This is a genomic window from Streptococcus sp. HMSC061D10 (assembly GCF_001808865.1).
GTDB lineage: Bacteria > Bacillota > Bacilli > Lactobacillales > Streptococcaceae > Streptococcus.
In genome coordinates this window covers 1-14,100 of record NZ_KV795021.1, presented here as the reverse complement: position 1 = coordinate 14,100, position 14,100 = coordinate 1, and the positions used below count along the sequence as shown (strand labels likewise).

Below are 14,100 nucleotides of genomic sequence, written 5' to 3'. Positions count from 1 at the left end.
ACTTTTTTAAACAATAGTAGTATATTATGTTTAGAAAGAACAATTTGTGTTTGTTTTAACAAGTTATTCTTCCAATTTCTCCAAGGAGAAGTTACAAAGAGTGATTAGATAAATCATTCTTAAACTAAAATAGTCAACAAAAACTACCAGTAACTACTTGGTGATGGTCATTTTCTTTCCAAAACCAAAAAATTTTTACTGGTCTATATAAAAAAGGAGTATACAATATGTCTATTGTTATTGGTGCAGATGCTGCAGGTTTGAGATTGAAAGAAGTCGTTAAAGATTTCTTGGAAAAAGAAAACTTCCACGTTGTGGATGTTACAGCTGAAGGTCAAGACTTTGTTGATGTAACTCTTGCAGTTGCTGAAGAAGTTAAAAAAGAAGAACAAAATCTTGGTATTGTCATTGATGCTTATGGTGCTGGTCCATTTATGGTTGCTACTAAAATCAAGGGAATGGTTGCAGCAGAAGTATCTGACGAACGTTCAGCTTATATGACTCGTGGTCACAACAACTCACGTATGATTACTATGGGTGCTCAACTCGTTGGTGACGAATTGGCTAAAAACATTGCTAAAGGCTTTGTAAATGGTAAGTATGACGGCGGTCGTCACCAAATTCGTGTCGATATGTTGAACAAAATGTGCTAATTTTTATAACGAAAGAAAGGTAAGATAAAAATGAGAATTGCAATTGGATGTGACCACATCGTAACTAATGAAAAAATGGCGGTTTCAGAATTTTTGAAATCAAAAGGACATGAAGTCATCGACTTTGGTACTTATGACCATGCTCGTACTCACTACCCAATCTTTGGTAAAAAAGTTGGTGAAGCAGTAGTTAGTGGCCAAGCTGATCTTGGTGTATGTATCTGTGGTACTGGTGTCGGTATCAATAACGCTGTTAACAAAGTTCCAGGTGTTCGTTCTGCTTTGGTTCGTGATATGACAACAGCTCTTTATGCAAAAGAACAATTGAATGCCAACGTTATCGGATTTGGTGGTAAAATCACTGGTGAATTGCTTATGTGCGATATCATTGAAGCTTTCATCAATGCTGAATACAAACCATCTGAAGAAAATAAAAAATTGATTGCTAAAATCCAACACGTTGAAACTCATAACGACCATCAAACAGATGCCAACTTCTTTACAGAATTCCTTGAAAAATGGGATCGCGGTGAATACCACGACTAAGAGGTGACTTATGATTTTAACAGTCACAATGAACCCATCCATTGATATTTCCTATCCTTTGGATGAATTAAAAATTGACACTGTCAACCGTGTTGTCGATGTTACGAAAACAGCGGGTGGTAAAGGTCTCAATGTTACACGAGTTCTATCAGAATTTGGTGATTCTGTAGTCGCAACAGGACTTGTTGGTGGTAAACTTGGTGATTTTCTAGTTGAAAATATTGATGATAAAGTAAGCAAACGTTTCTTCTCTATCCAAGGAGAAACCCGTAACTGTATCGCAATTCTACATGGAGAAAATCAAACAGAAATCCTAGAAAAAGGTCCTGAAGTTCAAGAACAAGAAGGTCAAGATTTCTTGGCTCATTTCAAGGAACTTTTAGAAACTGTAGAGGTAGTAGCCATTTCAGGTAGTCTACCAGCAGGACTTCCTGTTGACTATTATGCTAGTCTGGTTGAACTTGCTAACCAAGCTGGTAAACCTGTTGTCTTGGACTGTTCAGGAGCTGCACTTCAGGCGGTTCTTGAATCTCCACATAAACCAACGGTTATCAAACCAAATAATGAAGAATTGTCTCAACTTTTGGGTAGAGAAATTTCTAAAGACTTGGATGAATTAAAAGAGGTTCTTCAAGAGTCCCTATTTGAAGGAATTGAGTGGATTATTGTTTCCTTAGGTGCTAATGGTGCCTTTGCAAAACACGGGGACACTTTCTATAAAGTGGATATTCCAAAAATTCAAGTAGTAAATCCAGTCGGTTCTGGCGATTCTACTGTTGCAGGTATTGCTTCAGGTCTTTTCCATAAAGAATCTGATCAAGAATTACTGACCAAGGCGAATGTCCTTGGTATGCTAAATGCTCAAGAAAAAATGACCGGTCATGTCAATATGGCTAACTATCAAGGCCTATATGACCAACTAGTAGTGAAAGAGGTATAAAATGGTTTTAACAGAAAATAAACGTGCATGTTTGGAAAAACTCTCTGATGAGAATGGTATCATCTCAGCTCTTGCTTTTGACCAACGTGGTGCTTTGAAACGCCTCATGGCTCAATACCAAACAGAAGAGCCAACAGTAGCTCAAATGGAAGAACTTAAAGTCTTGGTTGCGGATGAATTGACTAAATACGCTTCATCTATGCTTTTAGACCCTGAATATGGTCTTCCAGCAACAAAAGCTCTTGCTCCAAATGCAGGTCTTCTCCTCGCTTATGAAAAAACTGGATACGATACAACAAGCACAAAACGCTTGCCAGACTGCTTGGATGTTTGGTCTGCAAAACGTATCAAAGAACAAGGTGCAGATGCTGTTAAGTTCTTGCTTTACTATGACGTAGATAGCTCTGACGAACTCAACCAACAAAAACAAGCCTACATTGAACGTATCGGTTCTGAGTGTGTGGCAGAAGATATTCCATTCTTCCTTGAAATCCTTGCCTATGATGAAAAAATTGCTGACGCAGGTTCTGCTGAATACGCTAAAGTAAAACCACACAAGGTTATCGGCGCTATGAAAGTCTTCTCAGATCCACGTTTCAACATCGATGTCTTGAAAGTAGAAGTTCCAGTTAACGTGAAATACGTTGAAGGTTTTGGTGATGGAGAAATCGTTCATACACGTGAAGAGGCAGCAGCATTCTTCAAAGCACAAGACGAAGCAACTAACCTTCCTTACATCTACTTGAGTGCAGGTGTATCCGCTAAACTCTTCCAAGAGACACTTATATTTGCCCACGAATCAGGCGCAAACTTCAACGGAGTTCTTTGTGGACGTGCTACATGGGCAGGATCAGTTGAAGCTTACATCAAAGATGGTGAAGCAGCAGCTCGCGAATGGCTTCGTACAACTGGATTTGAAAACATTGATGAACTCAATAAAGTACTTCAAACAACAGCTACTTCATGGACTGAACGTGTGTAAACTTCCCCCTTTATGTCCTAAAACCTAGCATAAAATTTTAAAAAAAGTTGTATGTAAAGGTTTACAAAAAATCATTCTTGTGATATACTAAAGTCACAAGTTAATACAAAGTGAGTGTTACTAAGTAATATTAGGCATGATCACAGATGACTCAGATGTATATTTTCTGAGTTCATTTGTGGTCATTTTTTATGCTCACAAAACTTAAATAATAGGGCAAGGAGGTTGCCATGTATCGGATATTAAATCCAATGAATAACAATGTTTCTCTCGTGCGTAATAGTAAGGGAGAGGAGTTGATCGTAATTGGTAAGGGTATTTCGTTCGGTAAGAAGAAGGGAGATTTGATTTCTGAGGATCAGGTTGAAAAAGTTTTCCGAATGAAAACGGAAGAGTCGCGAGAAAATTTTATGGCTCTTCTCAAGGATGTACCGCTTGATTTTATTACGGTTACTTATGAGATTATTGATAATCTTTCTAAAAAATATCAATATCCTGTCCAAGAGTATCTATACGTCACTCTGACAGACCATATCTATTGTTCTTATCAGGCTATTAGTCAAGGACGCTATAAGGATAGTAACTTGCCTGATATTTCTGCCAAGTATCCTATCGCTTTTCAAATTGCACAAGAAGCTTTTGAAATTTATCGTCAAAAACTGACAGAAAATTTTCCTGAAGACGAAATCATTCGTATCGCTTATCATTTCATCAATGCCGAAGGTGAGAGTGAAGTCGAAGTTGTTGAGTCGATTGATAAGAGAAAGGAAATTTTAAAGAGGGTCGAAAGTGTTTTGAAGAGTTATAAAATCCAGCGAACACCTGAAAATAATAATTTCTACGACCGCTTTATGATTCATCTAAATTATTTCTTGGATTATCTGGATCGTAGTCGCGATGATAATCAATCCTTGCTCGATATGGAAGAACATATAAAGAATACCTATCCAGAAGCATTCGAGATTGGTAGCAAAATTTATGAGGTCATTGCTCAGGAAACTGGTCTTGACCTCTACAAGAGTGAACGAGTTTATCTTGTTCTACACATCCAACGTTTATTGTCATAACGCTTTACTAAAAAATATATAAGGAGAATTCTATCATGAATAGAGAAGAAGTAACATTGTTAGGTTTTGAAATCGTTGCCTATGCAGGTGATGCTCGTTCAAAATTATTAGAAGCTTTGAAGGCTGCTGAAGCTAGCGATTTTGCTAAAGCAGAAGCTCTTGTTGAAGAAGCAGCAGGTTGCATTGCGGAAGCTCACAAAGCGCAAACATCTATGCTTGCTCAAGAAGCTGCAGGGGAAGAAATTCCATACAGCATCACAATGATGCACGGACAAGATCACCTGATGACAACAATCTTGCTAAAAGATTTGGTGCATCATTTAATTGAACTTTATAAAAGAGGAGCTAAATAATGAATAAGTTAATTGCCTATATCGAGAAAGGGAAGCCTTTTTTTGAAAAACTATCTCGAAATATCTATCTTCGTGCTATTCGGGATGGATTTATCGCAGGAATGCCAGTCATTCTCTTCTCAAGTATTTTTATCTTGATTGCTTTTGTTCCAAACTCTTGGGGCTTTAAATGGTCTGATGAAGTAGTAGCACTTTTGATGAAACCTTACAGCTACTCTATGGGGATTCTAGCAGTCTTGGTAGCTGGTACCACTGCTAAATCTTTAACAGACTCCGTCAATCGTAGTATGGAGAAAACCAACCAAATCAACTATATGTCAACGCTCTTAGCAGCTATTGTTGGTTTGCTGATGTTGGCGGCTGACCCAATCGAGGGTGGCTTTGCAACTGGTTTCCTTGGAACAAAAGGGTTGCTTTCAGCCTTCTTGGCAGCATTTGTGACCGTAGCTATCTATAAGGTTTGTGTCAAGAACAACGTTACTATTCGCATGCCTGACGAAGTTCCACCCAATATCTCACAAGTCTTTAAAGATGTTATTCCATTTACGCTCTCAGTAGTTTCGCTTTATGCTCTTGATTTACTAGCTCGTCAGTTTGTCGGTGCAAGTGTAGCAGAATCAATCGGTAAGTTCTTTGCACCTCTTTTCTCAGCAGCAGACGGTTATCTTGGTATTACTATTATCTTTGGTGCTTTTGCCTTCTTCTGGTTTGTCGGTATTCACGGCCCATCTATCGTTGAACCTGCCATTGCAGCGATTACTTATGCAAATGCCGAAGTCAACTTGAACCTTCTTCAACAAGGTATGCACGCTGATAAGATCCTTACATCTGGTACACAAATGTTTATCGTCACCATGGGTGGTACAGGAGCAACTCTTGTAGTTCCATTCATGTTTATGTGGTTGTGTAAGTCTAAGCGTAATCGTGCCATCGGACGTGCTTCAGTAGTTCCTACCTTCTTCGGTGTAAATGAACCAATCTTGTTTGGTGCACCACTTGTTTTGAACCCAATCTTCTTTATCCCATTCATCTTTGCACCTATTGCAAACGTATGGATCTTTAAGTTCTTTATCGAAACTCTCGGCATGAACTCATTTACTGCCAACCTTCCATGGACTACGCCTGGGCCTCTAGGTATTGTTCTTGGTACAAACTTCCAGTTCTTATCATTCGCTCTTGCAGCATTGTTAATCGTAGTGGATATTGCAATCTACTATCCATTCCTTAAAGTTTATGACGAACAAATTCTTGAAGAAGAACGTTCTGGTAAAGCCAACGATGAATTAAAAGAAAAAGTAGCCGCAAACTTCAATACTGCTAAAGCTGATGCTATCCTTGAAAAAGCAGGAGTAGAATCAGCACAAAATACAATTACAGAAGAAACCAACGTACTCGTTCTCTGTGCAGGTGGTGGAACAAGTGGACTTCTTGCAAATGCTTTGAATAAAGCTGCTGCAGAATACAATGTTCCTGTGAAGGCCGCTGCTGGTGGTTACGGTGCTCACCGTGAGATGCTACCTGAGTTTGATTTGGTTATCTTAGCACCACAGGTCGCTTCAAACTTCGAAGATATGAAGGCTGAAACAGATAAACTTGGAATCAAATTGGCTAAGACTGAAGGAGCTCAATACATCAAGTTGACTCGTGATGGTAAAGGTGCTCTAGCCTTTGTTCAAGCGCAATTCGATTGATGATAGGGACTGTAAAACAGTCTCCTATCATCACGGAAATCGCTATGGCGAATTTCCTAATCGCCTTGTTAATTCGTCGGTAAAAAGATATCGTTTTTACCTCCTCATGTCACAATTCGACTAACCTTAGGGACTGTAAAACAGACTCCTATCATCATGGAAATCGCTATGGCGAATTTCCTAATCGCTTTGTTAATTCGTCGGTAAAAAAATATCGTTTTTACCTCCTTGAGTCACAATTCGACTGACCTTTGGGGACTGAAAAAGAGTCTCCGATTATATATTTGTTTTCCCCCTTTATGTCACTATTTGGTGACTTGGTACAAGAAGTGAGATGGAGATGGATGGCTCACTAACTCCTCTCCCCTCACTTTTCATTTAATACAATCAAGAAATAGGTGAAAAAATGACAAAAACACTTCCTAAAGATTTTATTTTTGGTGGGGCAACGGCTGCCTATCAAGCAGAAGGTGCTACCCATACTGACGGAAAAGGACCAGTTGCTTGGGACAAATACTTAGCTGATAACTATTGGTATACAGCAGAACCAGCAAGCGATTTCTACCATAAATATCCAGTAGATCTTCAGTTAGCTGAAGAGTATGGCGTCAATGGTATTCGTATTTCAATCGCTTGGTCACGTATTTTCCCAACTGGTTATGGTGAAGTAAATCCAAAAGGGGTAGAATTCTATCATAACTTATTTGCAGAATGTCATAAACGCCATGTAGAACCGTTCGTTACTCTTCATCACTTTGATACACCTGAAGCTCTTCACTCAAATGGAGACTTCTTAAATCGTGAAAACATCGAACACTTTGTAGATTATGCTGCATTCTGTTTTGAAGAATTCCCAGAAGTCAACTACTGGACAACCTTTAATGAAATTGGTCCAATCGGTGACGGTCAATACTTGGTCGGTAAATTCCCACCAGGTATTCAATACGACCTTGCGAAAGTATTCCAATCTCACCACAATATGATGGTGTCTCATGCTCGTGCTGTGAAATTGTACAAAGACAAAGGCTATAAAGGTGAAATCGGGGTTGTTCACGCCCTTCCAACTAAGTATCCATTGGATCCTAAAAATCCTGCAGACGTTCGTGCTGCTGAGTTGGAAGATATCATCCACAACAAATTTATCTTGGATGCTACATACCTTGGACACTATTCAGATGCAACAATGGAAGGTGTAAACCACATCTTATCAGTAAATGGTGGTAGCTTGGATCTTCGTGACGAAGACTTTGCAGCACTTGAAGCAGCTAAAGATTTGAATGACTTCCTCGGAATTAACTACTATATGAGCGATTGGATGGAAGCCTTTGATGGTGAAACTGAGATCATCCACAACGGTAAAGGTGAAAAAGGAAGCTCTAAATACCAGATCAAGGGTGTTGGTCGTCGTGTAGCTCCTGACTATGTACCTCGTACTGACTGGGACTGGATCATCTACCCTCAAGGTTTGTATGATCAAATCATGCGTGTTAAGAAAGATTATCCAAACTACAAGAAGATCTACATCACTGAAAACGGACTTGGATACAAAGATGAATTTGTGGACAACACTGTTTACGATGATGGCCGTATTGATTATGTGAAACAACACTTGGAAGTATTGTCTGATGCGATTGCAGATGGTGCAAACGTCAAAGGATACTTCATCTGGTCATTGATGGACGTCTTTTCATGGTCTAATGGTTATGAAAAACGTTACGGACTCTTCTATGTTGACTTCGATACACAAGAACGTTATCCTAAGAAATCTGCACATTGGTACAAGAAATTAGCAGAAACCCAAGTGATTGAACAGTACTAATAGTCATTAGGTATAGAGTTCAAGCGAGGAAAGTTTATGCTGAAAAATTTTATTAAATCAGTCTATGAAAAAGTTTATATTATTAACTTTGAACATTGCTCTCATGTACCATCCTTGACCAAGGAGCAACTTGCAAGTCTTGGAAAATGGTATGTCTCGATGGGTAAGGAGTGGATTTGTCATTCAGACTATGAATTTGAAGAATTTCAAAAGCTGTTTTTAAATTTTGTCAACGCAGAAGATAAGGATAACATTTGCTTTGAATCGGATTTTATGCCATTTCAACACTAATATAGTAAAAAGAGGAATCTATCTCATACTAGGGGATATTCCTCTTTTTTATCTAGATTTTACCTGAAAGACAAAAAAATTCTTGACAGATTTATGTGATAGGAGTAAACTATTAACTAGTTAAATAACTGGTTAAGTATATAAAGAGGTAACTCACTCGCTCAAATCTTGTTTGATAAATAGAAAATAGAAGGAGGAGTTTTAAAAGTGATTTCGTTTTTCAGTTATGTGCTTAACCAGTTAAGGAAGTTCTTTAGGAAAAAGTGTAGTTCTTTATTTAACGAATAAATGAAATAGGAAGTGTGTTTAGATGAAAATCAATAAAAAATATGTTCTTGGTTCGGTAGCTCTTTTAGCATTAAGCCTTTCAAGTTATGAACTGGGGCGTTTCCAAGCGGTACAGACTAGCAAAGAGCCTAATCGTGTGGCTTATATAGAAGGAAATCAGGCTAGTACTAAGACTGAAAATCTGACACCAGATGAAGTTAGTCAGCGAGAGGGGATCAATGCTGAGCAGATTGTCGTTAAGATTACCGATCAAGGTTACGTGACTTCACATGGGGACCATTATCATTACTTTAATGGCAAGGTTCCTTATGATGCTATCATCAGTGAAGAACTGCTGATGAAAGATCCGAATTATCAGTTGAAGGATTCAGACATTGTCAATGAAATCAAGGGTGGCTATGTGATTAAGGTAGACGGGAAATACTATGTTTACCTTAAAGATGCGGCTCATGCGGACAATATTCGTACAAAAGAAGAGATTAAACGTCAGAAGCAGGAACATAGTCATAATCATGGAGGCGGTTCTAACGATCAGGCGGTAGTTGCAGCCAGAGCTCAAGGCCGTTATACAACGGATGACGGCTATGTTTTTAATGCAAGTGATATTATCGAGGATACGGGTGATGCATACATCGTTCCCCATGGCAATCACTTCCATTATATTCCTAAGAGTGACTTGTCTGCCAGTGAATTAGCTGCTGCCCAAGCCTTCTTATCTGGTAAAGGTAGTCAATTAAGTACCGTTGAATATCGTTCAAGCAGAGGAGAAATAAGATCTAGTGTGAGAACGAGTCAATCTGAGACACCTCAAAATCCTGCAACAGATTCTGAAAGTCAAAGTGAGGATTTAGCTAGTCTCCTTCAAGAATTGTACGCTTTGCCACTTAGCCAACGTCATGTAGAATCAGATGGTTTGATCTTCGACCCTGCCCAAATTACGAAAAGAACAGCAAATGGGGTAGCAGTACCTCATGGGGATCATTTCCATTTCATTCCGTATTCGCAAATGTCTGCTTTGGAAGAAAAATTGGCTCGAAATCTGCCAATTGGAGATCAGCCAATTCAAAGTCATGCTGATAATCCGAAACCAAGCAGTTCTGAGAAACCAAGTTCAACCATTAAACCAAACTTTAATCTCAATACGCCGGCACCGAATCGAGGAACTGGAGGAGCCTATACAACGGATGATGGGTATGTCTTTAGTCCGACAGATGTGATTGAAGATACAGGAGACGCTTTTGTTGTACCGCACGGCAATCATTTCCACTATATCCCTAAGAGTGATTTGTCAGCAGGAGAATTGGCTGCTGCCCAAGCTTATTGGAATGGTAAACAAGGCGCACATTCCTCTACAAGTTCAAGTAAACCAAGTAGTGATAATTCTAAGACAGCTCAACCAAGTTTGACAGAGACTCCAAATCTGACTGTCACACCAACTTATCATCAAAATCAAGGGGAAGACATTTCAACACTTTTAAGTGAATTGTATGCCAAACCTTTGTCAGAACGCCATGTGGAATCGGATGGTCTAGTCTTTGATCCGGCACAAATCATCAAACGTACAGCTAACGGTGTAGCAGTGCCCCATGGAGACCATTATCACTTTATCCCTTATTCACAAATGTCTGATTTAGAGCAGAAGATTGCAAGAATGATTCCGTTAAAAGGGCAAAATGGATTAAACGAAATTGTTACAGATATTAAACCTTTAGCATCAAAAGAAGTAGTTCATAAGTTCTTAGGACAATCAATCAAAGCTTATGGAAAAGGTTTAGATGGTAAACCTTATGATACGAGCGATGGATATATATTTACCAAAGATTCCATCGATTCTGTTGATAAATCAGGTGTTATTGCCAAACACGGAGATCATTTCCATTATATGGGATATGGTGAATTAGAACAATTCGAATTGGATGAAGTTGCTAAATGGATTCAAGAAACTGGTAAAAATCCAGATTCCATCGTTTCTTCAGTACACTCAGATGAGGAGGAAAGACCAAAGTTTGATTATAAAAAAGTAACTAATAAAATTTCTAGAAATAGTAAAGTTGGTTATATAATTAATGAAGGTGGTAAAGATTATTTTTATTCACGTGAAGAACTCGATCTTACTCAAATAGCTTTTTCTGAGCAGGAACTAATGCTTAAAGATAAAGATAATTATCGTTATGATATTGTAGAAACAGAAATTAAACCAAGATTAGCTGTTGATGTATCTAGCTTGCCTATGCATGCAGCCAATACTACCTATGATACTGGAACTTCCTTTATTATTCCGCATATCGACCACATTCACGTCGTACCTTATTCTTGGTTAAATAGTGAGCAAATAGCAACTATAAAATATGTAATGCAACATCCTGATGTGCGTCCTGAAGTTTGGTCAAAACCAGGTCATGATGATGCTGGATCTGTTATTGCTAATGTGACTCCTCTTGAAAAACGCGCTGGAATGCAGAATTGGCAAATTATCCATTCTGCTGAAGAAGTTCAGAAAGCTCTTGCAGAAGGTCGATTTGCAACTCCAGATGGTTATATTTTTGATCCGAAAGATGTATTGGCAAAAGAAACCTTTATATGGGAAGACAAATCATTTAGTATTCCAAGAGCGGGAGGTGGTTCATTGAGAAGTATCACTAAATCCGACTTATCAGAAGTAGAATGGAAACAAGCGCAAGACTTAATTGCCAAAAGAATGAAAGAAAAAGAATCCCAAGATGGGACGTTTACGAATAATAATGAAGAATTAAAACCTGATTCAAACAATCTTAAAAATATTGATAAAAATAAGACTGTTGTAGATAAAACTGAGGAGCAACCGAAGAATAATATAGGTGTAAATGAGACTGGTACAACCAACGAAATTCCTTCAGAAAACAAGGTTGAAGATAAAGAAAATTCCAAAGAAGAAAGTGACGATGATTTACCAGACTACGGATTGGATAAAGTAACTTTAAATGAACATATAGAAAAGTTAGCAAAAATTGCACAAATCGATCCTAAGTTTCTAATTTTTCAGCCAGAAGGTGTTCAGTTTTACAATAAAAATGGTGAATTAGTGATGTATGACATTAAGACACTAAAACAAATAAAACCTTAAAATATTTTTATTAATTATAATCTACTCGAAAGGATATTGTTCGATTTTTGATTGAATAATGTCCTTTTCTTTATTAAAAAGCTGAAATTTGCTGTCTTAAAAATTGAATCAAGAAGTTCTAAAACAATTAAAAGTCAAATGATAAAAATAACCAGTGAGAACTGATAATGAAATCTAGTTCTCACTTTTTTCATGAAAATGTAGAAAAAATATTGACATTTTAAATTTTTAGGAGTAAAATGTTTACTAGTTAATTAAATGGTTAAATACTAGTTAAGGAGTTGTTATGAAAAAAAGAAGTATCCTATGGCTCATGATTGCCTTCCTTGCTCTCGTTTTAGGAGCTTGTGGACAAAAGACCAGTCAAGACAAGAGTGATGAAACTAAGGGAATGAAGATTGTGACCAGTTTTTATCCTGTCTATGCTATGGTCAAAGAAGTTTCAGGTGATCTAAATGATGTTCGGATGATTCAGTCTAGTTCTGGTATCCATTCCTTTGAACCTTCTGCAAATGATATTGCAGCCATCTATGATGCCGATGTTTTTGTCTATCATTCTCATACACTAGAGTCATGGGCGGGAAGTTTAGATCCAAGCCTGCAAAAATCCAAGGTAAAGGTCTTAGAAGCATCAGAAGGTATGACCTTGGAGCGCGTGCCTGGATTAGAAGATATGGAAGCTGGAGATGGGATTGATGAGAAGACCTTGTACGATCCTCATACTTGGTTAGATCCTGAAAAGGTCGCAGAAGAAGCACAGATTATTGCTGATAAGTTATCTGAACTAGACAGTGCTAACAAGGATACTTATCAGAAAAATGCACAAAGTTTTAGTGCTAAAGCTCATGATTTGACCAAGAAATACCAACCCATCTTTGAAAAAGCTAATCAAAAGACTTTTGTAACCCAACACACAGCCTTTTCATATTTAGCTAAACGATTTGGACTAAATCAGCTTGGGATTGCAGGGATCTCTCCTGACCAAGAACCTAGCCCAAGACAGTTAACCGAAATTCAAGAATTTGTAAAGACTTATAAGGTCAAAACCATCTTTACAGAGAGCAATGCTTCATCTAAGGTAGCGGACACACTTGTCAAATCAACAGGTGTGAGTCTTAAAACCCTCAATCCTTTAGAGGCAGACCCACAAAATGACAAGTCCTACTTGGAAAATTTAGAAGAAAATATGGCTATCTTAGCTGAAGAATTGAAATGAGGAGATTATGAAGATTAATAAAAAATATCTAGCGGGATTTGCAGTGGTCCTTGCCTTAAGTGTTTGTGCTTATGCTTTAAATCAACATCAAGCACCTGAGAAAAAAGATGACAACCGTGTATCCTACGTTGATGGTAAAGAGTCTGAAGCTAAAAAGAATGAAACTCTGACACCAGACCAAGTTAGTAAGAAGGAAGGCATAGAAGCTGAACAGATTGTTACCAAAATCACTGATCAAGGTTATGTGACTTCCCACGGCGACCATTTCCATTACTATAATGGTAAGGTTCCTTATGATGCTATCTTTAGTGAAGAACTGGTCATGAAAGATCCAAACTATCAGCTGAAGGATGAAGATATTGTTAATGAGATTAAAGGTGGCTATATCATCAAAGTTGATGGCAAATACTATGTCTATCTAAAAGATGCTAGCCATGCAGATAATGTTCGTACCAAAGACCAAATTGAGCGTCAGAAACGGGAAGGCACATCAGATAGAGGAAATGAAACTAAGGAAGTCCTTGCTGCACGAGCTCAAGGCCGATATACAACGGATGATGGTTATGTCTTTAATGTTGCAGATATCATTGAAGATACAGGTGATGCTTATATCGTTCCACATGGTGGGCATTATCACTACGTTCCAAAGAGTGCTCTATCTTCAAGTGAATTAGCAGCAGCTCAAGCCTATCTAGCTGGAAAAGGAAGTCAACCAAGTCTAACGGATTATAAACCAAATCCAAGTGTTACACCAAGTTCTCAAGCCGATAGCCCAGCAACAAGCATCCCAGTAGATCAAGAGGATAGCCTCCAAAGTCTTCTCGCTCAGTTATATGCTTTACCAGTTAGTCAACGCTATCAAGAATCTGATGGTTTGGTATTTGACCCAGCTAAAATTACTAGTCGTACACCATCAGGAGTTGCGATTCCACACGGTAATCACTACCATTTCATTCCTTATAGTAGTATGTCTGCTTTGGAGCAAAAAATTACTCGTTTGATACCACTTGGAGGTGTTCTAACACCAACAAAACCGTTAGAAAATCAAAATAAACCAACAGTTCAGCGTGACCATGAAAATGTAACTCATAACACCCAGCATGAAGATGAACATGATCATAGCTTTGCAGCTGAGCGTGTGATTAGAGAAG

Annotated in this window: 12 protein-coding genes; all 12 read left to right on the top strand. The window is 38.2% G+C overall.

All coding sequences use genetic code 11. The features are described 5' to 3' along the window. The first annotated feature begins 227 nt into the window (after positions 1–227). Positions 228–653: a galactose-6-phosphate isomerase subunit LacA gene (gene lacA, locus HMPREF2728_RS08560; protein WP_000029280.1), complete on the top strand. Its 426-nt coding sequence runs from the start codon at positions 228–230 to the stop codon at positions 651–653. Positions 654–683: 30 nt separating this feature from the next. Then, entirely contained in the window at positions 684–1,199 is a 516-nt protein-coding gene (lacB, locus tag HMPREF2728_RS08555) for a galactose-6-phosphate isomerase subunit LacB (RefSeq protein WP_001216925.1), read from the top strand. Positions 1,200–1,209: 10 nt separating this feature from the next. Further along, the gene (locus HMPREF2728_RS08550) at positions 1,210–2,139 is read left to right on the top strand and encodes a tagatose-6-phosphate kinase (protein ID WP_075227660.1); all 930 of its coding nucleotides are present in this window, start codon (positions 1,210–1,212) and stop codon (positions 2,137–2,139) included. A 1-nt stretch (position 2,140) separates the two neighbouring features. Continuing rightward, positions 2,141–3,121 carry a tagatose-bisphosphate aldolase gene (lacD, locus tag HMPREF2728_RS08545; RefSeq protein ID WP_075227659.1) on the top strand — a complete coding sequence of 327 codons (981 nt, stop codon included), beginning with the start codon at positions 2,141–2,143 and terminating at the stop codon, positions 3,119–3,121. 230 nt (positions 3,122–3,351) lie between these two features. Continuing rightward, positions 3,352–4,188, top strand: a complete 837-nt coding sequence (locus tag HMPREF2728_RS08540) for a PRD domain-containing protein (RefSeq protein ID WP_061863124.1) — start codon at positions 3,352–3,354, stop codon at positions 4,186–4,188. A gap of 35 nt (positions 4,189–4,223) precedes the next feature. After that, positions 4,224–4,541, top strand: a complete 318-nt coding sequence (locus HMPREF2728_RS08535; protein ID WP_049527213.1) for a PTS lactose/cellobiose transporter subunit IIA — start codon at positions 4,224–4,226, stop codon at positions 4,539–4,541. Continuing rightward, positions 4,541–6,232: a lactose-specific PTS transporter subunit EIIC gene (locus HMPREF2728_RS08530; protein WP_075227658.1), complete on the top strand. Its 1,692-nt coding sequence runs from the start codon at positions 4,541–4,543 to the stop codon at positions 6,230–6,232. The genes HMPREF2728_RS08535 and HMPREF2728_RS08530 overlap by 1 nt, the downstream gene beginning before the upstream one ends. Positions 6,233–6,638: 406 nt before the next feature. Next, positions 6,639–8,051, top strand: a complete 1,413-nt coding sequence (lacG, locus tag HMPREF2728_RS08525) for a 6-phospho-beta-galactosidase (RefSeq protein ID WP_075227657.1) — start codon at positions 6,639–6,641, stop codon at positions 8,049–8,051. A 36-nt stretch (positions 8,052–8,087) separates the two neighbouring features. Then, entirely contained in the window at positions 8,088–8,342 is a 255-nt protein-coding gene (locus HMPREF2728_RS08520) for a DUF3884 family protein (protein ID WP_075227656.1), read from the top strand. 310 nt (positions 8,343–8,652) lie between these two features. After that, complete coding sequence (locus HMPREF2728_RS08515; protein ID WP_075227655.1) at positions 8,653–11,733, top strand: pneumococcal-type histidine triad protein; 3,081 nt, start codon at positions 8,653–8,655, stop codon at positions 11,731–11,733. A 286-nt stretch (positions 11,734–12,019) separates the two neighbouring features. Further along, on the top strand, positions 12,020–12,949 hold the full coding sequence (locus HMPREF2728_RS08510; RefSeq protein WP_075227654.1) for a metal ABC transporter solute-binding protein, Zn/Mn family: 930 nt from the start codon (positions 12,020–12,022) through the stop codon (positions 12,947–12,949). Between the two features lie 7 nt (positions 12,950–12,956). Next, positions 12,957–14,100, top strand: a 1,144-nt coding sequence (locus tag HMPREF2728_RS08505) for a pneumococcal-type histidine triad protein (RefSeq protein ID WP_075227653.1), incomplete at its 3' end; no start/stop codon positions are given.

Bases quoted from the DNA above. Each gene is read 5' to 3' on its own strand.
- HMPREF2728_RS08520 (WP_075227656.1), top strand. From the start codon at position 8,088: ATGCTGAAAAATTTTATTAAATCAGTCTATGAAAAAGTTTATATTATT.
- HMPREF2728_RS08550 (WP_075227660.1), top strand. From the start codon at position 1,210: ATGATTTTAACAGTCACAATGAACCCATCCATTGATATTTCCTATCCT.
- HMPREF2728_RS08530 (WP_075227658.1), top strand. From the start codon at position 4,541: ATGAATAAGTTAATTGCCTATATCGAGAAAGGGAAGCCTTTTTTTGAA.
- HMPREF2728_RS08540 (WP_061863124.1), top strand. From the start codon at position 3,352: ATGTATCGGATATTAAATCCAATGAATAACAATGTTTCTCTCGTGCGT.
- HMPREF2728_RS08515 (WP_075227655.1), top strand. From the start codon at position 8,653: ATGAAAATCAATAAAAAATATGTTCTTGGTTCGGTAGCTCTTTTAGCA.
- lacD (WP_075227659.1), top strand. From the start codon at position 2,141: ATGGTTTTAACAGAAAATAAACGTGCATGTTTGGAAAAACTCTCTGAT.
- HMPREF2728_RS08535 (WP_049527213.1), top strand. From the start codon at position 4,224: ATGAATAGAGAAGAAGTAACATTGTTAGGTTTTGAAATCGTTGCCTAT.
- HMPREF2728_RS08510 (WP_075227654.1), top strand. From the start codon at position 12,020: ATGAAAAAAAGAAGTATCCTATGGCTCATGATTGCCTTCCTTGCTCTC.
- lacG (WP_075227657.1), top strand. From the start codon at position 6,639: ATGACAAAAACACTTCCTAAAGATTTTATTTTTGGTGGGGCAACGGCT.
- lacB (WP_001216925.1), top strand. From the start codon at position 684: ATGAGAATTGCAATTGGATGTGACCACATCGTAACTAATGAAAAAATG.
- lacA (WP_000029280.1), top strand. From the start codon at position 228: ATGTCTATTGTTATTGGTGCAGATGCTGCAGGTTTGAGATTGAAAGAA.